15 protein-coding genes and 1 pseudogene are annotated in these 18,942 nt (G+C 60.3%); 8 read left to right on the forward strand and 8 right to left on the reverse strand.

Annotated features, from left to right (window positions below; genetic code table 11):
- On the forward strand, window positions 1-678 hold a 678-nt coding region (locus B0E42_RS20675), incomplete at its 5' end, for an acetyl-CoA hydrolase/transferase C-terminal domain-containing protein (protein ID WP_305886506.1).
- Between the two features lie 120 nt (window positions 679-798).
- Here B0E42_RS20675 and B0E42_RS20680 read toward each other — a convergent pair.
- Together B0E42_RS20680 and rep are read right to left on the reverse strand one after the other, a co-directional pair.
- On the reverse strand, window positions 799-1,371 hold the full coding sequence (locus tag B0E42_RS20680) for a xanthine phosphoribosyltransferase (protein WP_018602593.1): 573 nt from the start codon (window positions 1,369-1,371) through the stop codon (window positions 799-801).
- A 55-nt stretch (window positions 1,372-1,426) separates the two neighbouring features.
- The gene (gene rep, locus B0E42_RS20685; protein WP_014340843.1) at window positions 1,427-3,436 is read right to left on the reverse strand and encodes a DNA helicase Rep; all 2,010 of its coding nucleotides are present in this window, start codon (window positions 3,434-3,436) and stop codon (window positions 1,427-1,429) included.
- Between the two features lie 273 nt (window positions 3,437-3,709).
- On the opposite strand from rep, the gene B0E42_RS20690 reads away from it, so the two are divergent.
- Entirely contained in the window at window positions 3,710-5,380 is a 1,671-nt protein-coding gene (locus B0E42_RS20690; RefSeq protein WP_018602594.1) for a bifunctional diguanylate cyclase/phosphodiesterase, read from the forward strand.
- 108 nt (window positions 5,381-5,488) lie between these two features.
- Here the strand turns inward: B0E42_RS20690 and B0E42_RS20695 are convergent, their stop codons facing one another.
- Window positions 5,489-6,883 (reverse strand): NorM family multidrug efflux MATE transporter, encoded by a 1,395-nt coding sequence (locus tag B0E42_RS20695; protein WP_077507246.1) that lies wholly within the window; start codon window positions 6,881-6,883, stop codon window positions 5,489-5,491.
- Between the two features lie 158 nt (window positions 6,884-7,041).
- On the opposite strand from B0E42_RS20695, the gene B0E42_RS20700 reads away from it, so the two are divergent.
- The 4 genes and pseudogenes from B0E42_RS20700 to B0E42_RS20710 all read left to right on the forward strand — a co-directional run bounded on the left by B0E42_RS20700 (window position 7,042) and on the right by B0E42_RS20710 (window position 11,709).
- Complete coding sequence (locus tag B0E42_RS20700; protein ID WP_053190077.1) at window positions 7,042-7,962, forward strand: LysR substrate-binding domain-containing protein; 921 nt, start codon at window positions 7,042-7,044, stop codon at window positions 7,960-7,962.
- A gap of 344 nt (window positions 7,963-8,306) precedes the next feature.
- A pseudogene (locus tag B0E42_RS31815) lies at window positions 8,307-9,221 on the forward strand (Cache 3/Cache 2 fusion domain-containing protein); the annotation flags it as partial.
- A gap of 180 nt (window positions 9,222-9,401) precedes the next feature.
- A complete protein-coding gene (locus B0E42_RS31820) occupies window positions 9,402-10,124 on the forward strand; it encodes a methyl-accepting chemotaxis protein (protein WP_371915900.1) in 723 nt (240 codons plus the stop codon).
- 370 nt (window positions 10,125-10,494) lie between these two features.
- Complete coding sequence (locus tag B0E42_RS20710; RefSeq protein WP_053182981.1) at window positions 10,495-11,709, forward strand: aldose 1-epimerase family protein; 1,215 nt, start codon at window positions 10,495-10,497, stop codon at window positions 11,707-11,709.
- 6 nt (window positions 11,710-11,715) lie between these two features.
- On the opposite strand, the gene B0E42_RS20715 is transcribed toward B0E42_RS20710, so the two are convergent.
- Window positions 11,716-13,209: a YifB family Mg chelatase-like AAA ATPase gene (locus tag B0E42_RS20715; RefSeq protein ID WP_053190074.1), complete on the reverse strand. Its 1,494-nt coding sequence runs from the start codon at window positions 13,207-13,209 to the stop codon at window positions 11,716-11,718.
- Window positions 13,210-13,475: 266 nt separating this feature from the next.
- Between B0E42_RS20715 and B0E42_RS20720 the strand changes: the two genes are divergently transcribed.
- A complete protein-coding gene (locus B0E42_RS20720; RefSeq protein ID WP_077507204.1) occupies window positions 13,476-14,747 on the forward strand; it encodes a sensor histidine kinase in 1,272 nt (423 codons plus the stop codon).
- Between the two features lie 105 nt (window positions 14,748-14,852).
- On the opposite strand, the gene B0E42_RS20725 is transcribed toward B0E42_RS20720, so the two are convergent.
- The 4 genes from B0E42_RS20725 to B0E42_RS20740 form a co-directional block, all read right to left on the reverse strand.
- Window positions 14,853-15,086, reverse strand: coding sequence for a hypothetical protein (locus B0E42_RS20725; RefSeq protein ID WP_072343086.1), 234 nt, complete (start codon window positions 15,084-15,086; stop codon window positions 14,853-14,855).
- Between the two features lie 38 nt (window positions 15,087-15,124).
- On the reverse strand, window positions 15,125-16,687 hold the full coding sequence (locus tag B0E42_RS20730; protein ID WP_077507205.1) for an anti-phage dCTP deaminase: 1,563 nt from the start codon (window positions 16,685-16,687) through the stop codon (window positions 15,125-15,127).
- A gap of 347 nt (window positions 16,688-17,034) precedes the next feature.
- Entirely contained in the window at window positions 17,035-17,562 is a 528-nt protein-coding gene (locus B0E42_RS20735; RefSeq protein ID WP_077507206.1) for a Bro-N domain-containing protein, read from the reverse strand.
- 355 nt (window positions 17,563-17,917) lie between these two features.
- Window positions 17,918-18,178, reverse strand: a complete 261-nt coding sequence (locus B0E42_RS20740; protein WP_077507207.1) for an accessory factor UbiK family protein — start codon at window positions 18,176-18,178, stop codon at window positions 17,918-17,920.
- Between the two features lie 415 nt (window positions 18,179-18,593).
- Between B0E42_RS20740 and glnK the strand changes: the two genes are divergently transcribed.
- A complete protein-coding gene (glnK, locus tag B0E42_RS20745) occupies window positions 18,594-18,932 on the forward strand; it encodes a P-II family nitrogen regulator (protein ID WP_002555808.1) in 339 nt (112 codons plus the stop codon).
- The last annotated feature ends 10 nt before the right edge of the window (window positions 18,933-18,942 follow it).

Genomic DNA, 18,942 nt, shown 5'->3' on the forward strand with positions numbered 1-18,942 from the left:
CGGATGGGGGCCGGGGTGGCCGATCAGTTGGCAGACGGGCGGGTGCTCAGCGGCGTGGGCGGGCAGTACAACTTCGTTGCCCAGGGTCATGCGCTGGAGGGCGGACGTTCGATCCTGCTGCTGCGCAGTTGGCGTGAGGCCGGGGGCGAGATCAGCTCGAACATCGTCTGGGAATACGGTCATTGCACGATTCCCCGGCACCTGCGCGACATCGTGGTGACCGAGTACGGCATCGCCGACCTGCGAGGCAAGACCGACGCTGCGGTGATCGAGGCGTTGCTGAATATCAGCGATTCACGCTTCCAGCCCGGGTTGATCGAGCAGGCGCAAAGTGCCGGCAAGTTGCCGAAGGATTTCCGCCTCGACCCGCGCTTCGCCGACAACACATCGGAACGCTTGCAGGCGATCCAGGCACGCCATCCGAACCTGTTTCCCGAATACCCGCTGGGGTGTGATTTCGATGAGGTCGAGCGGGACCTGCTGCGGGCGCTGAACTGGCTCAAGAGCAAATTCAAGCTCACCGAGATCCTGGAGCTGGGCAAGGCCGCGCTCGATGCGCCGCAGCCCTGGGAGTTTGCCGGGCATCTGGAACGGATGCAGCTGGCCAGCCCTGAAGGGCTGAAGGAGGAGTTGTTTCAGCGGTTGTTGCTGGCGGGGCTTAAGGCGACTGCGCCTTAGCAGCGTGCACATTCCACTGTGGGAGCGGGCTTGCTCGCGAAGGCGGTGTGTCAGCCACATCAATGCTAACTGATACACCGCCTTCGCGAGCAAGCCCGCTCCCACAGGGGTATGAGGGGGTTATTCGATGAAGGTCACGACCCCACCCGCCAGTGACTTGACCCGGGCCAATGACTCGACGCGATAGCCCTGGGCATCCAGTTCCGCACGCCCGCCCTGGAATGACTTCTCGATCACGATCCCCAGCCCGGCGACGGTGGCGCCGGCCTGCTTGATGATGGAGATCAGCGCCTGGGAGGCTTTGCCGTTGGCCAGGAAGTCGTCGATGATCAGCACCCGGTCGCTGCTGGTCAGGTGACGCGGGCTGATGGCGACGGTGCTTTCGGTTTTCTTGGTGAACGAATACACGGTGGCCGACAACAGGTTTTCCGTCAGGGTCAGGGACTGTTGCTTGCGGGCGAAGATCACCGGTACGCCCAGGTTCAGCCCGGTCATGATCGCCGGGGCAATCCCTGAGGCTTCGATGGTGACGATCTTGGTGATGCCCGAATCCTTGAACAGCGCAGCGAATTCGTCGCCGATCAGTTTCATCAACTGCGGGTCGATCTGATGGTTCAGGAACGCGTCGACTTTCAGGACCTGATCGGAAAGCACGATGCCTTGTTCACGAATTTTCTGGTGCAGGGCTTCCATGAAGCCTCCTCTGATGACGCGTGAGCGCCTGAAGTCGGTAAAAAAGTAGTCGATTCTAGCGCTTTAACATCGCGCGTATATCCGCCAGGGCGCTGTTGCCGCGAACGACTTTAACTTCCGTCGGCGTGTCGTCGTTGCCTTCCCAGGCCAGGTCGTCCGGCGGCAGTTCATCGAGAAAGCGGCTGGGGGCACAGTCGATCACTTCGCCGTATTGCTTGCGCTTGGCGGCGAAGGTGAAGGCCAGCGTCTGACGGGCCCGGGTAATCCCGACGTAGGCCAGGCGCCGTTCTTCCTCGATGGTGTCGGCCTCGATGCTGGAGCGGTGCGGCAGGATTTCTTCTTCCATGCCCATGATGAACACGTAGGGGAATTCCAGGCCCTTGGAGGCGTGCAGCGTCATCATCTGCACACCTTCGGCGCCGTCTTCCTCTTCCTGCTGGCGCTCGAGCATGTCGCGCAGCACGAGTTTGCCGATGGCGTCCTCGACCGTCATGTCGCCGTCTTCGTCTTTTTCCAGGGTGTTCTTCAACGCCTCGATCAGGAACCAGACGTTGCTCATGCGGTAGTCGGCAGCCTTGTCGCTGGAGCTGTTGGTGCGCAGCCAGTTCTCGTAGTCGATGTCCATCACCATGCTGCGCAGCGCCGAAATCGGATCTTCCCCAGCGCACTGTTCGCGAACCTTGTCCATGAAGCGCTTGAAGCGCGCCAGGCGGTCGGTGAAGCGGCTGTCCAGATGTTCGCCCAGGCCGATTTCGTCGGTGGCGGCGTACATCGAGATCTTGCGTTCGGTGGCGTAGTTGCCGAGCTTTTCCAGGGTGGTGGAACCGATTTCCCGGCGCGGCACATTGATCACCCGCAGGAAGGCGTTGTCGTCGTCCGGGTTCACGATCAGACGGAAGTAGGCCATCAGGTCCTTCACTTCCTGGCGTCCGAAAAAGCTGTTGCCCCCCGACAGGCGATAAGGGATCTGGTGATGCTGCAGTTTCAGCTCGATCAGCTTGGCCTGGTAGTTGCCGCGGTACAGGATCGCAAAATCGCTGTACGGCCGGTCGGTGCGCAGGTGCAGGCTGAGGATTTCCATGGCCACGCGCTCGGCTTCGGCGTCTTCGTTGCGGCAACGGATCACGCGGATCTCGTCGCCGTGGCCCATCTCGCTCCACAGTTGCTTTTCGAACTCGTGGGGGTTGTTGGAAATCAACACGTTGGCACAGCGCAGGATGCGGCTGGTGGAGCGGTAGTTCTGCTCCAGCATCACCACTTTGAGCGACGGGTAGTCTTCCTTGAGCAACATCAGGTTTTCCGGCCGCGCGCCGCGCCAGGCATAGATCGACTGATCGTCGTCGCCTACCACGGTGAACTGGTTGCGCGTACCGATCAGCAGCTTCACCAGCAAATACTGGCTGGCGTTGGTGTCCTGGTATTCGTCCACGAGCAGGTAGCGGACCTTGTTCTGCCATTTCTCGAGAATGTCGGCGTGGTCCTGGAACAGCTTGACCGGCAACAGGATCAGGTCGTCGAAGTCCACCGCGTTGAACGCCTTGAGCGTGCGCTGGTAGTGGGTGTAGACGATGGCGGCGGTCTGCTCCTTGGGGTTGCGGGCGTTTTCCAGGGCCTCGGGCGGCAGGATCAGGTCGTTTTTCCAGGCGCCGATCATGTTCTTGATCTCATCCACGCCGTCGTCGCCCGAGTACTCCTTTTGCATGATGTCGGTCATCAGGGCCTTGACGTCGGTCTCGTCGAAAATCGAGAAGCCCGGTTTGTAGCCCAGCCGCGCGTGTTCCTTGCGGATGATGTTCAAGCCCAGGTTGTGGAAGGTGCAGACCGTCAGGCCGCGGCCTTCGCCGGCGCGCAGCAGGCCGCCGACCCGTTCCTTCATTTCCCGGGCGGCTTTGTTGGTGAAGGTCATGGCGACGATGTACTGGGCGCGGATGCCACAATTCTGGACCAGGTGCGCGATCTTGCGGGTGATTACGCTGGTCTTGCCGGAGCCTGCACCGGCGAGCACCAAAAGAGGGCCGCCGACATAGTTCACGGCTTCTTGCTGCCGGGGATTGAGTCGGGACATGACAGAGTCAGGGAGTCGTTTGCGAAATGGGCCGGCATTTTAACAGGCTCTGAGAATTGTGCTGCTCTGTCCGACTTGTGACGCACAGCGCATTGTCATTTGCCGCTTTTGTTACTTTCACGCAGGATGTGGGGCCAATCGCGTCCCGCGCAGGATTTGGAGTGGAAAAAAACCACCTAAACCGCGTGTTTGAGAACCATTGGCATTGGTCATTGCCCATGGGCAGGTCATAATGCCCGGCGCCTACCACCTTGCAGAGTCTAGGGAGTCAGCTTGTCAACGCCTGTCGAACCCTTGCGTTTGCTGTTATTGGCCGAAGAGCCTGCGTGGTCAGCAATTTTGCGCGAGTGCCTGGTGCCCTTGGGGCCCTCGGTCGTGTTGATCAGCGCGCCGAGCTGGGAGTCCGTCAGCAGCCTGTTCGAAGACAATCGCAACGCGGTGTTGCTGACCGTTGCGACGTTGCAACCGGCGCCGGGTCGTTGCAGCCTGCCGACCATCCTGTTGCTCGAGCACGAGCCGGCGGCTGCCCCCGACGGCGTCAGCGACTGGCTGGTGCGCGACGTGCTCGACAGCGCGACCCTGCGTCGTTGCCTGCGCCATGTGCGCGAACGCGGCGTGCTGGAAAACACCTTGCAGCGCCTCGCCGAACAGGACCCGTTGACGGGCATTGCCAATCGCCAGGGTTTCCAGACGCTGCTGGCGGCGCGCCTGGCGGAAAACGACGGCCGTGGCCTGGCGCTCGGTCACCTGGACCTGGACAACTTTCGTCACGCCAACGACGCCCTCGGCCACCAGGCCGGTGACCGCTTGATCCTGCAAGTGGTGTCGCGGCTCAAGAGCTCGCTCGAGGCCGGCGATCAATTGGCGCGATTGGGCAGTGATGAATTCGCCCTGTTGATCGACACCCGCCGCGCACCACAGCGGGCCGAGTGGATGGCCGAGCGTATTACCGAAGCTTTGGCCGAGCCCTACTGGGTGGACGGTGAAAGCCTGCTGATCGGCTGCAGCCTGGGCGTTGCCCACGCCCGCGCCCAGGCCGGCGCCGATCCACTGATGTGGCACGCCCATATCGCCATGCAGCAGGCCAAGAGCACCCAGGGCTGCACCTTTCATATCTTCAACGAGCGCATCAATCGCAATGCCCGCAGCCTCGCCGACCTGGAAAGCGAGCTGCGCCGGGCACTGCGCCGTGACGAGTTGGAACTGCATTACCAGCCACGGCTGAACCTCGATGGCGGCCACATCGTCGGTCTCGAAGCCCTGGTGCGCTGGCGTCACGGCGAACGTGGCTTGCTGCCACCCAGTGAGTTCGTGCCGCTGGCCGAACAGAGCGGCCTGATCGTGCCGCTGGGCTACTGGGTGATTTCCCGCGCGCTGCGGGACATGCAGGCCCTGCGCGAGCGGGGGCTGGCGCCGTTGCACATGGCGGTCAACCTGTCGTTCCGGCAGTTCCAGGACAGCCAGTTGCTGCCGACCCTGAGCCGGTTGATCGCCGAGCGGGGTGTCGAGGCCCAATGGCTGGAGTTCGAACTCACCGAAACCGCCGTCATGCGCCGTAGCGAGCTGGTCAAGCAGACCATGGATGCCCTGGGCCGCCTGGGAGTGCGCTTCTCCCTGGACGACTTCGGTACCGGATTCTCCTCGTTCGTGCACCTCAACAGCCTGCCCATCGCCCTGCTCAAGATCGACAAGAGCTTCGTCGGCGGCATGGAGCAGCGCGAAGAGAACCGCAAACTGGTGCACGCAATGATCAACCTGGCGCACAACCTCAACCTGGAAGTGGTGGCCGAAGGTGTGGAAACCCGGGAGCAACTGGACCTGCTACGCGGTTTCGGTTGTGACCAGGTGCAGGGTTTCCTGATCAGCAAGCCGTTGCCGTTACCGGAGTTGGTTGAGTACTTGACCTTCGAGGGTGATCAGCAGTCGATGCTGGAAATCAGCTGACACAAAACCCTGTGGGAGCGGGCTTGCTCGCGAAGGCGGTGGGTCAGTCGATATATGTCTGGCTGATACACCGCCTTCGCGAGCAAGCCCGCTCCCACATAGGGAATCTCAGTCGGCTTGGATGCTTTCGAAACGCCTCAGCCCAGGCTCACTGCGAATCATCCGCTTCATCTTCCATTCAAACGCCGCCGTCAGGCTCACGGCCGCGCAGGCCAGCCCCAGGGCCAGGCCCCACCAGACACCGGTCGGTCCCCAGTTCAGGTGGAACGCCATCCACCACGCCGCTGGCGCGCCGATCAGCCAATAGCAACCCAGACCGACCAGGAAAGTGGTCTTGGCGTCCTTGAGCCCGCGAATGCAGCCCATGGCGATGGTTTGCGTGCCATCGAACAGCTCGAACCACGCCGCCACCGCCAGCAGGCTCACGGCCAGGTTGATCACATCGCGAAACGCCGGGTCGTCGTGGTCCAGGAACAAGCCGACCAATGGATGGGGCAGCAACCAGAACACCATGGCGAACGCCAGCATGGCGACCGCGCCAAAGCCAATCCCGACCCGACCCGCCAGGCGCGCCATCAGCAACTGCCCGGCGCCATAGTGCTGGCCGATGCGCATGGTGATGGCGTAGGACATTCCCGCCGGCACCATGAACGCCACCGAGACGATCTGCAGCGCGATCTGGTGGGCTGCCAACGGCGTGCTGCCCATGGTGCCCATGCACAGCGCAGCGAACGCAAACAGCCCGACCTCCACCGCGTAAGTGCCGCCAATCGGCAGGCCCAGGCGCCACAGCTCCTTGAGGTACTGGCGATTGGGCCGCGACAGGCCGTCGAGCAGCGGATAGGCACGGTAGGCCGGGTGCCGATGGATATGCCAGGCCAGCGTCAGGGCCATGCAGTTGGCGACGATGGCCGTGACCAGGCCGATACCCATCAAGCCGAGTTTTGGCAGGCCGAACATGCCGGTGATGAGCGCGTAGTTGAGCAGGAAGTTGGCCACCGTCCCGCCGAGGCTGATCACCATGACCGGTGTGGCCCGGCCGATGGCACTGGTGAAGCCGCGCAGGGCCATGAAGCTCAAGTAGCCGGGCAGGGCGAATGGCAGCGCCAGCAGGAACTGTCCGGCGGACAGCACGTTGGTTTCGGTCTGGCCGAACATCAGCAGCACCGGCTTGAGGTTCCACAACAGCAACCCGGCCATCAGCGCCATCAACCAGGCCAGCCACAGTCCGGCTTGGGTCAGCCGGGTGGCGCCTTCGACATCGCCTGCGCCCTGGCGGATCGCGACCAGGGTGCCCACCGCAGCGATCACGCCGATGCAGAAGATCGATACGAACGAATAGGTGGCCGCCCCAAGCCCACCGCCGGCCAGGGCTTCGGGGCTCAGGCGTGCCATCATCACGGTGTCGGTGAGCACCATCAGCATGTGCGCCAACTGCGAGGCAATCAACGGCCCCGCCAGCCGCAGGATGGCCCAGAGTTCGGTACGCGCTGGATGCCGCATGATCATCACGCTCCATGTTCAAACAAGGCAGTAAAGCAACGATTCTCGGCGCTCTCGGCTGATTGCACAAAGGGATAAAAAAGATCGCTGGCATGATTAAAACTCATGCTGGATGGGTTTCTGGTAGGGTTTGCGAACAACGCCATGGAGCTTCTGCGATGCCTCGTCGTCTTCCTCCTCTTTATGCGCTGCGGGCATTCGAAGCCGCGGCGCGCTACAGCTCGTTCACCCGGGCCGCTGAAGAGCTGTCGATCACCCAGAGCGCCGTCAGCCGGCACATTCGCACGCTGGAAGATCACTTTGCCTGCCGGCTGTTCCTGCGCAGCGGCCGTAACCTGCAATTGACCGAGGCGGCGCGGTTGTTGTTGCCGGGCGTACGTGAGGGCTTCATGGCGCTGGAGCGCGCCTGCCATACGTTGCATGGCGAGGATGGCATCCTGCGCATGAAAGCGCCTTCCACGCTGACCATGCGCTGGTTGTTGGCGCGCCTGAGTCGCTTCCGGCATTTGCAGCCCGGCAACGAGGTGCAACTGACCAGTGCCTGGATGGACATCGACTCGGTGGACTTCAACGTCGAGCCCTTCGATTGCGCCGTATTGTTGGGCAACGGGCATTTCCCGGCGGACTGGGAGGCCAGTTTGCTGTTTCCCGAGGAATTGATCCCGGTGGGCGCGCCGAACCTGCTGAACGACCAGCCTTGGGATGTGGCGCGGTTGGCCAGCGCTGAATTGCTGCACCCCACGCCGGATCGCCGGGACTGGCGCAATTGGCTGCAACGCATGGGCCTGTCTGACAAGGTCTCGCTCAAGGGGGGCCAAGTGTTCGATACCCTGGAGCTGGGCATGATCGCAGCGGCACGCGGCTATGGGGTTTCCATGGGCGACCTGCTGATGGTGGCCGAGGACGTCGCTCAGGGGCGCCTGAGCCTACCCTGGCCGACGGCTGTCGCCAGCGGTGAACACTATTACCTGGTCTGGCCGAAAACCCGACCGGGAGGTGAACGTTTGCGCCGACTCAGCGACTTCCTCCAGGGTGAGGTGAAGGCCATGCAATTGCCCGACGTGCAGCGTTTGGGCTGAAGCGTTGCAGTTGGCGTGATAGCCAATTGACATTAATCCTTCCAAGCCGCTCAAGTATTTGGTTTTGCCGCCGAATGTGTGGGGATGGAACCTTCGTGCAGAAAGGACCAACTTACACCTCACTCGAAAAATGCCGAGCGTGCGAGCGTGATCAGGATGATCCGGTCTCTCGGCCAGGAGCCGTCATGTCTCAACCCCGTGCCCGGATCGCCTCACAGCTAGGCCTTGCCCTCGCTGTGATATTGGCGATCGTGATCTCCGGCAGTACCGTCTTCGCCCTGCGTTCGCTGGACGCTGCCAACCTCGCCACCCGTGAAGAACACCTGGCCAGCGAAGCGCGTCTGATGGCCGATCAGCTCAATACGTTCCACGGCTCCTTGCGCGAGAGCACGCAGCGGTTGGCCGGTCTGTTCGAAAAGCGCTTCAGCGCGGGCCTGACCGTGCATCCGGACCAGCCGGTGACGGTGGCGGGCGTACAGACCCCAGGCTTGAACCTGGGCAGCGAAGTGTTGAATAACAACTTCAAGGAAGTGGATGACTTCAAGGCGATGACCGCCGGGGTTGCCACGGTATTCGTGCGCAGCGGCGACGATTTCATCCGCGTCAGTACCTCCGTCAGTAAACAGGACGGCACGCGGGCCATTGGTACCGTGCTCGACCGCGCCGGTCCAGCCTATGGTCCGGTGATCAGCGGGCAGAGCTACATCGGTCGAGCCTTGCTTTTTGGACGCTTCTACATGTCGCAGTACACACCTGTACGCGACAGCGGCGGCAAGATCATTGCCGTGTTGTATGTAGGCTTCGACTACACCGATGCGCAGAACGCGCAGTTCGAGAACCTCAAGCGTTTCCGCATCGGCCAGACCGGTTCGCTGGCATTGTTGGATGAACAAAACAAATGGCTGGTGCCGCCGGCGGGCGTACAGGCGCTGGACAACGCTACTGCGGCCATCACCGGTTTGATCAAAAAACCGGGCAAGGGTGCGTTCTGGGACGACACCGCGGAAGCGTTCTACAGCGTCGCCGCACCGTTCGAAGGCGGGCCATGGGCGGTGGTGGCGAGCATGCCGAAAACCGAGATTCGCGCCGTGACCTGGAGCGTCGGTACGCAATTGGCCATTGGCAGCCTGCTGGCGATGTTGTTGGCGGTCGGCTCGGCAATGTGGTTGCTGCGCAGCAAACTGGCGCCGCTTGGGGACCTGGTACGCCAGGCCGAAGCCTTGGGCGCCGGCGACCTGAGCGTGCGCCTGAACGTGTCGAGCCATGATGAAATCGGTCAGTTGGCCCGTGCCTTCAACCAGATGAGCCAGGCCTTGTCGACCATGGTCGAGCACATCCGCAAGGCCTCCCAGGAGGTCAACAGCCGCGCCCAGGCGCTGTCCGGGTTGTCCAGCGGGGCGTATGAAGGCATGGAGCAGCAATCCGGCGAAATCACCAGCATGGCCGGCGCGGTGGAAGAGTTCAGTGCGACCTCATTGAACATTGCCGACAACATGGGCAACACCGAGCGCCTGGCCCAGGAAAACGCCCAGCAAACCCGCATTGGCCGGACCTCGATGGACGAAGCGTCGTCGTCCCTGGAGCAAATTGCCGGTGCGCTGAACAGCACGGCCACGGTCATCAACACCCTGGGCCAGCGTTCCCAGGAAATCGGCGGCATCGTGGGTGTGATCACCTCGATCGCCGAGCAGACCAACCTGCTGGCCTTGAACGCCGCCATCGAAGCTGCCCGCGCAGGCGAGCAGGGCCGTGGTTTCGCCGTGGTGGCCGATGAAGTCCGCAGCCTGGCTTCCCGCACTCGCCAGGCCACTGACGAAATTTCCAGCATGATCAACAGCATCCAGCAGGAAACCGGCAATGCCATCAGCACGATGGAGCAGGGCAATGTGTTGATGCAGGAAGGCCTGTCGCGCAACGCCAACGTGGCCACGGCCCTGGCCCGCATCGATGAGCAAAGCCGCTCGGCCGGCCAGCAATTTGCGGCGATCACCACCGCCACCCAGGAACAAAGCAGCACCGCGACCTTGCTCAGCAGCAACCTGCAAAGCATTGCCATGGCCAACAGCGAACAGCGCCAGGTGGTCTCGAACCTGGCACTCACCGCCAAGGAACTGGAAAAACTGGCCCAGGACCTGCGCCAAGAGGTTGATCGGTTCCGCTGAAGCGTCCCGTCACGAGCAAGTTCACCCATACCCCTGTGGGAGCGAGCTTGCTCGCGATGACGGCTGCCCAGCCAACATCATCTCAATCTGACCCACCGCTATCGCGAGCGAGCTCGCTCCCACAAGGGAATTTGCGGTGATCCCGCTCCTGGCGTCCGCCCGGAATCAGTGTGGGAGCGGGCTTGCTCGCGAAGGCGGCTCTCCAGCCACATCTCTGCTCACTGACCCACCGCTTTCGCGAGCAAGCCCGCTCCCACAAAAGCCCCATTCTTGTGAATCTCCCTTTTTAAGGATATTGCTGTTTTTAAGCTTGCTGAAACGTTTCTTCAAGTCTATAAAAACCGCACAACTCCAATAAAAGGTCGTGACCATGACTCCGCTCAAACTCCTCGTTACCCTTGGCGCCTTGGGCGCTGCCTCCCAGGCGATGGCTTGGGATTACGTCCTGCTGGATACGGATAAAGCCGCCCAACCCTGGCAAATCACCAGCCAGCAACTCGGGGTGAAAACCGACAAGCCCTTTTCCGTGACGATGCGCACCCTGCACGGCGGTCGGCAGGAAGGCGTCAGCATCGTCGACATCGACAATGGCACCCTGAAACTTTCGGTCGTCCCGACCCGTGGCATGAACGTGCTGCAGGCTTCGGTCGGGAATGTGCGCATGGGTTGGGATTCGCCCGTCAAGGAAGTGGTCAATCCGGCGTTCATCGAACTCAACGGTCGAGGTGGGTTGGGCTGGCTCGAAGGTTTCAATGAGCTGGTCACCCGTTGCGGCTACGAGTGGGTCGGCCATCCCGGCATGGACAACGGTGAGCTGCTGACCCTGCATGGTCGCGCCGCCAATATTCCTGCCAACAAAGTCACCTTGCACATCGACGAAAAGCCGCCCTACGCTATCACCCTGCGGGGCGAGTTGAAGGAGCAGGCGTTCAAGAAGGTCGATTTCTCGGTGCAGACCGAACTGGTCACCGAACCCGGCAGCGTGACGTTCGCGCTCAGCGATACGCTGACCAACAACGGCGATTATCCGAAGGAATACCAAGCGCTCTACCACAGCAACTTCAGTACGCCGTTCCTGGAGCAGGGCGCCCGTTTCGTGGCACCGGTCAAGCAGGTTTCGCCGTTCAACGACAAGGCCAAGGGCGATTTGTCCGATTGGCAAACCTACCGGGGCCCGACCAAGGATTACGACGAAACCGTCTACAACGTCGTGCCATACGCTGACGCCAAGGGCGACACACTCACCGTGCTGCACAACAAGGCCGGTAGCCTCGGTGTGTCTGTGGGCTTCAACACCAGCACGCTTCCGGTGTTCTCCCTGTGGAAAAACACCGATACCCAGGGCCAGGGCTACGTGACCGGGCTGGAGCCAGGCACCAGTTTTTCCTATAACCGCCGGTATCAGCGCCCCCTGGGTCTGGTTCCTACCATCGCGCCGAAAGAGCACAAGCAGTTCCAGATCCACTACAGCCTGTTGGCGGACAAGGGCGCAGTGGATAAGGCGCTCACGCGCATCGACGCCATCCAGAACGGTCAGAAAACCGAAGTCCGGGAAACACCGTTGGTGGACCTGAGCAAACCATAAGGCGGTTCAGGGGTTAGTCGGCCGATACTGCAATGCTTCGGCCAGATGCTCGCGGCGGATACACCCCGCTTGCTCCAGGTCCGCCAGCGTCCGGGCGACCTTGAGCAAGCGATGGGCGGCGCGCAACGACAGGGTCAGCCGTTCGCAGGCGGTTTCCAGCCAGGTTTCATCGGTTGTGGATAACTTGCAATGCTGACGCAACCCCGGCAGATCGAGGAAGGCGTTGGCGCAGCCCTGGCGCTTGTGCTGACGCTCCCGGGCCTCGGCCACCTGTTCGGCGACCGTGGCGGTATCGTCTCCGGATTCGCGCTTGGGGTTCAACGCCGTGGCTTCCCGGGCGACGGTCAGGTGCAGGTCGATGCGGTCCAGCAGCGGCCCGGAGAGTTTGTTGCGGTAGCGCTGCACCATGTCCGGTGTACAGCAGCAGCGTCCGCTGGGCTCGCCAAGATATCCACAGGGGCAAGGATTCATTGCCGCCACCAACTGGAAACGCGCCGGGAAGCGTACTCGGTCACGGGCGCGAGACACCACGATGTGTCCAGACTCCAGCGGCTCTCTCAAGACCTCCAGTACCCTGCGGTCAAATTCCGGCAGCTCATCCAGAAACAGCACGCCATGGTGGGCGAGGGTGATCTCCCCTGGCTGCGGCTTTGACCCGCCACCCACCAGCGCCGGGCCGGACGCCGAGTGGTGTGGTTGGCGAAACGGGCGTTGCGGCCAGTGGCTCAACGGTATGCAACTGGCCACCGACTGGATGGCCGCGACCTCCAGGGCTTCGCTTTCGGCCAACGGTGGCAACAGCCCTGGCAAACGGCTCGCCAGCAGGGTCTTGCCGGTGCCCGGTGGCCCACTGAACAACAGGTTGTGAGCCCCCGCGGCGGCAATCAGCAAGGCCCGCTTGGCCCCGGCCTGGCCTTGTACTTCATTCAGGTCGGGGTAGGGCTTGCTGGCCGAGAGCAGCCCATTGGAAACGAACGGCTCTACCGGTGTGTGGCCGTTGAAATGCGCCACCGCTTCGAGCAGATGGTCCACGGCGATCACCTTCAGCCCCGAGGCCAGGCAGGCCTCCTCGGCATTGGCCCGCGGCACCACCAGCATGCGCCCGGCCTTGCGCGCCGCCAGCGCCGCGGGCAATACCCCGCGCACCGGGCGCACCGCGCCGGACAAGGCCAGTTCACCAAGGCATTCCACGTCGTCCAGCGTCAGCGTTGGCACCTGCACGCTGGCCGACAGGATCCCCAGGGCGATGGCCAGGTCGAAGCGTCCGCCGTCCTTTGGCAGGTCTGCCGGCGCCAGGTTCAGGGTGATGCGTCGTGCCGGGAAGTTCAGCCCCGAATTGATGATCGCGCTGCGCACCCGATCCTTGCTTTCCTTCACCGCCGCCTCCGGCAGGCCAACCATCGTCAGCGACGGCAAGCCATTGGCCAGGTGGACTTCAACGGTAACAGCAGGAGCCTCGACACCTACTTGGGCGCGGCTGTGGACGATGGCAAGCGACATGAATCATTCCTTGAGTGAATAGGGCGCCGCGTCCTGCGGCTCTGGAAGGTTAGTCGTGGGGACGAACTTGGGCGCGGAAATTGATGGGGGAAAATTTGGCAGGATGTTTCGAGGGCAAGTGACAGCCAAGGGGCGGCAAGCGGGATGCGGTAGCCGATACCACCGCCTCACCTGGCCACGCAAAATGCCCGGGAAGGACCCTCTGCTAGACTGCGATTTGCCCAGTCGGCACTTGGCGGTATCAACGGCACAACGAGGAAGTGGCCATGAACGATCTGCTGGCGCTGTTAACCGACAAGCGCTTCATGCCCCACGGGCATTGCTACATGTGGCGTCCGGATCTGCTGTGGACCAATGTGATCGCCGATGGCTTGATCGCCCTGTCCTACGTCACCATCCCCTTCACCCTCCTGTACTTTATCCACAAGCGCAAGGACGTGCCGTTCGACTGGATGCTCGCGGCCTTTGGCGTGTTTATCCTGGCCTGCGGGACCAGCCATGTGATGGAGATCCTGACCATCTGGCAGCCCTATTACTGGCTGATGGCGCTGGTCAAGGTGATCACCGCGATTGCCTCGGTGATTACCGCCATCCTGCTGGTCCGGCTGGTGCCGGCGGCCCTGAAGATCCCCAGTCCGCAGCAATTGGCCAAGGTCAACGACGAGTTGCGCGAGGCACAGGCCGAACTGGTCACCACCGCGCGCCGGGCCGGCATGGCGGAGATCGCCACCAATGTGCTGCACAACGTGGGCAATGTGCTCAATAGCGTGAATGTGTCAGCCCAGGTCCTCTACGAGAAGGTGCATACGTCCAAGGGGCCAGGGGTGGCCAAGGTCGCTCAGTTGATGAAGGAGCATCCCGATGATCTTGGTGACTTCATCAGCAGCGATCCGAAAGGGCGCGCGCTACCCGACTATCTCGACAAGCTGGCCGACGCGCTGGCCGTCGAGCAGCAGGGCATGATCGCCGAGTTGGCGCAGCTGACTCGCCGAATCGACCACATCAAGGAAATCGTCGCCACCCAGCAATCCTATGCCGGCAACGCCAGCGTGCTGGAGCCGGGCTCGTTGCGAGAGCTGGTCGAGGATGTCGTGCGCATTTGTGATGTGTCCCTGGCCCGCCACCACATCACCCTGATCAAGGAATTCAGTGATATCCCGCAAATGCCGCTGGACAAGCACAGAGTGCTGCAGATCCTGGTCAATCTGATCAACAACGCCAAGCAGGCGCTGGACGCGGGTACGAACCGGCCGCCGCAGATCATCCTGCGCCTGAAGACCATTGACGATGAGCGCGTGCGGGTCGAGATCGAGGACAATGGCGAGGGGATTTCGCAGGACAATCTTGCGCGGGTGTTCGAGCACGGCTTCACCACGCGTGTCGACGGTCACGGCTTTGGCCTGCACAGCTGCATCCTGGCTGCGCACGAGATGGGCGGCGATCTGACCGTGCAGAGCGCCGGGCCGGGTCGCGGCGCGTTGTTTATCCTGGAGCTGCCGCTGGCACTGGCCCCGTCTCAGCGGGCGGCGGATGGTTGAGCTGTCAGATCGAGGCCTAGGACACGAAGTGTTACAGGCACTGCGGATAACCGGGGGAGCAGGCCGAGCGCCGCGCTTGAGTCACATGTAAAAGCAATAAGGGTCTCAGACGAAATGTCTGGTTCTGTGCAAGATCCTTGCGATTAAACCTGCTTCAGCGGAGGAAATCCGCTGCTTGGGAAACGCTATCACCTTGTTCTCAGTGAGGCGGAACACTTTCGCAGATTCAATGAACGCTGGTACCGGCAGGTACGACTGGTCCTTGGAATCGAAGGAATCAAAGGTGAGCGCCAACTGTATTCCGACTTCTGGTTTACCAGACTCGTCAACGTTCTTCATAAAATTCTCCACTGCTGCTAGCAGCTCACCAGATGACCTTAAATGCCGCGGGAGGATAGTCCCTGTACGATGAGAGATTCAAGGGTCGGAATGGCTTCTATTGTAACGAAGGCGACGGGATGGGCTTCCCTGGTATGCATATTTCCTTCGGCGTTTTTCCGGCCTTTGGGGTGAGCGGAGAAAAAGCGCAGGAATCGTGAGGGAGCCACACCGTCAAAGGGCATCACTCTGACCTTATCTGTCTCGTTTTCATTTTCAGTTATAGCATCCTCATGAAGCTTGGTAGCAAGGCTCTTTCTGTATGGTTCCAAGAAGTAAACCTCCCGGACTCCTGCTGCAACGATGTGTCGAGCGCAAGAGTGGCAGGGATAGGTGGTGACGAATAGCTTCCCGCCCCGGATCTTCCCTCCATCAGTACCGCCAGCACTTAACAATGCATGCATTTCAGCGTGCACAGCGCGCGAAAACTCAATCAAACTCTTCAACTGCGACTTCTTGCGGATGACTTGGTAGACCTGATCTCGTTTGGCCTCTTCGATGAGGCCTTCGCTGGTCAAGAGATCGACTATCGCATTGGAAATGGCTCTTTTTTCTTGGTCGTTGGAGCAAAAGCCGCCCCCAAGGTTCCAGCAGCGCCGGTCTTCATCGGGTGAGCTACCGTATGTTTCTGTCTGATAGAGCCCACCGAAAGCTTTGGGTACATCGTTCCATCCGGTGGCTAGGATCTCCCCATCAGCACTGGTGATAGCGGCGCCGACCTGTCGCGAAAGGCACGCTGAATTCCGTGCGGCTGAGAATGCCGTATACATGGCCCGTTCATTCAGGGTTGGGGTTGCAATCACCGTCCCCAACATGAGGTCGAGAAAGCGTTTTACCCGCCCTTTACGATGTGTGTCTGTAGTCTTTTCCACGCGTAGGAAAAAGTCAGCTTGGGGAAACGTGTCTTCGACTCGCTGACCGTGATCTATTTCCTCGCCAGAGTCCCTGTCGATCAGATCGTGGATGTGATCGCCGGGACCTTTGGAGCGTTCAAGCCTGGCAATGCGCATCTCAATGGGTGAGTACACCCCCACTACATGGAGCATATCTCCATAGATAGACCGCAACAGCTTCAACTCATCGATATGTTTGATTGAGTCGATGATGTGACAGTAGCGAACGGTCACCTTAGGGACGACCGATGATTCTGCATCTTCGAATAAATCGGGCTCGAGATTTTTTTCTGATGCTTGCTGGGCTTCCTCGCGCTCCAAGGTGATCCGTCTAATTGCAAAGCGAGCCAGGATTTCGTTGCCATACTCAGCACGAAGCTCATTTCCCGCCTCAATCAGCTTAAGAATTGATTTTTCGCCGGTCAGTGCTTTTTGCTTACGAATCTCGTCACTCAGTCGGATGATGTTAACTTTTTCGTAGCTGTAATCATTGCTGAGCAGTAAGTCTTGGAAAGTCTGTGCAACATCGTGCAAGGGAGTCCCCATGGGTCCGCATAGGGCGATGACTATCTCTGGAGTGATCGTCTTTCCTATTGCGCCGATGTCGTCGAAATGACCGCTTTGGCCACTGTTCGCTGAGGCTATGAGGCGGAAGTCTGGTGCTGCCATAACGGTCCCTGTGAGGTATGCGCGCGTTGAGGTTTGATCGTTGCACATTGATATCAGATGCAAGCAGTTTGGCAACCAGCGATGTAATACGCGCGGAGCCTGTGCGACGCTAGGCTGAGGCATTAATCGTGGTATAGCTCTTTATCCCGATTTGGTTTGTATTTCTGGAGGCTCATTTGGTTTCCTCTGGACTCTTGGCGTCGCTGAATCGTAAGAGATGCAGGATCGCCGAGGTAATCAGCCGCGGGAGCTTCTCCTTGTAGGAGCGAGCCTGGATCGGTGAAGGACCTCGGTAACCCAATGGAACTCCACCAAATCGAAGGGCTTCATGATCATCATTGACCAAACTAAAAAAACTGCAGCGCGCGCGAAGCACGCTTCCACCATGGCGGATTAACCGCATTTCGTGGTTGCTCCTCATACGGCAGCAATTGCGGAACATCCTGCAACCGAATCCAAGGCTGGTTATTCCAGTGCAGTAAATTCAAAGACATATCTGGCCAGTTCAGCACGCTCAGAATTGGGCGTTCGGCTGGGGCTAACTGTTGCGCGTCTCTAAGGGTTGGGACTACGTCGTGAGTGAGCCATTCCCGCAGGCCACGATATTCGGGGCAATAGTGATAGATCAGTAACGCATAGATACCGGATTCGCTGATCAGCAGTACGTTCTCGATAGTGCCGTGAATAAGCATTTGTAAATTTTGGTATTGGTCAGGATCGAGTTTGCGTAGCGCTCGGTCATCAAGAAAAAGCCGAAGGAACCGGCCCAGATCGCGAGCGCTGAACCAGGGTTGGTTTTGCAGTAGCAGGGCATGGAGGTGCAGCTTGTGACGGATGAAGACGTGGGGGATCAGATAAGCGTCATCGTGATTCATTGAACAGCTCCTTTTGCTTAAGGGCTGCCATCAATCGTCGCCAAACGATTGGGTGGCAGTTGTGCGCGGGTTGGCGAACCGGAGCAAAAGGAACCCGGCAGACCCGAGGGTCTCCCACGCACAACCGCCATGACTCGATGTGGCGGAAAGGAAGTCCGCCGTCGGATAGTGTGCGCCTTAAGCTGCTCGGGTCGCCAAACCCGGTGCTGAATGTTCAGCATCGAGCGAGCTTAGGAACCTGGACACGGCGGCGCAATCGGACGGAGGCGCTGAGGCTTGTAGGATTTTGCCGGGATGTTGGAAAGGATAGCGATCAAAATATCGCAGCCTTTGGCAGTTCCTACAGGGGTACACGTTATTCGATAGATGTATTCATCTTCGCCTCAAGCTCGGCAACCTTGGCCTCCAGGCTTTCAAGCCGCGCCCGGGTCCGGGCCAGCACGACCATCTGACTGTCGAATTCTTCCCGGCTTACCAGGTCCAGCTTGCTGAAGCCGCTTTGCAGCAGGGCTTTGAACTGGCTTTCGATTTCGCTTTTGGACAGCGGCGTGTCACCGCTCAAGATACGGGAGGCGTGGCCGCTCAGGGCGTCGAGGAGGTCTTTGGGCGCAAGCATGTGCAGGTGTCCTGGAAACAATGGCGGGCAGTGTATCACGCAGTGTCTATAGTCAATTCGCAAGCAAGGGATGCACGCTTTTCGCGCATGAGGCCGGGCGTCGCTGCACTGTTGTTGTGCGTATCGCTGCGGTTCATGGCGCAGTGCACGTCGAGCAGGTGGCCAAGAGACTGAAATCAGAGGGTTTGGGTGCAGATGGCAAGGTTTCTGCTTAGAGGCTGATGACCCATGCACTGATGCAGTCGCTGTGACGAATGCAGTGCAGCAGGCGGAACGGGGAGTTTCGCCAGGATCGGTTAACTGGCACCTGTCGGGCAACTTGGGCCGACGACGCGTTACAAAGCCAGGCACTGCGCTTAGACTTGAGTCGGGTTTGTTTTCCTGGGGCAAGTCCACCAATTCGGGAGAAAGTTTCATGAAGCTAGTCACTGCCATCATCAAGCCGTTCAAGTTGGACGACGTGCGCGAGTCGTTGTCCGAGATCGGCGTGCAGGGCATTACCGTTACTGAGGTCAAAGGCTTCGGTCGGCAGAAAGGTCACACCGAGCTGTATCGTGGCGCGGAATACGTGGTCGATTTCCTGCCCAAGGTGAAGATCGATGTCGCCATTGACGACAAGGATCTTGATCGGGTGATCGAGGCAATCACCAAGGCTGCCAACACCGGCAAGATCGGTGACGGGAAGATCTTTGTGGTCAATCTGGAACAGGCTATTCGCATCCGTACCGGCGAAACCGATACCGACGCCATCTAAGCCGCCAAAC

It is taken from the genome of Pseudomonas sp. A25(2017), from assembly GCF_002001065.1.
In the GTDB taxonomy this organism is placed as follows: Bacteria; Pseudomonadota; Gammaproteobacteria; order Pseudomonadales; family Pseudomonadaceae; genus Aquipseudomonas; species Aquipseudomonas kilonensis.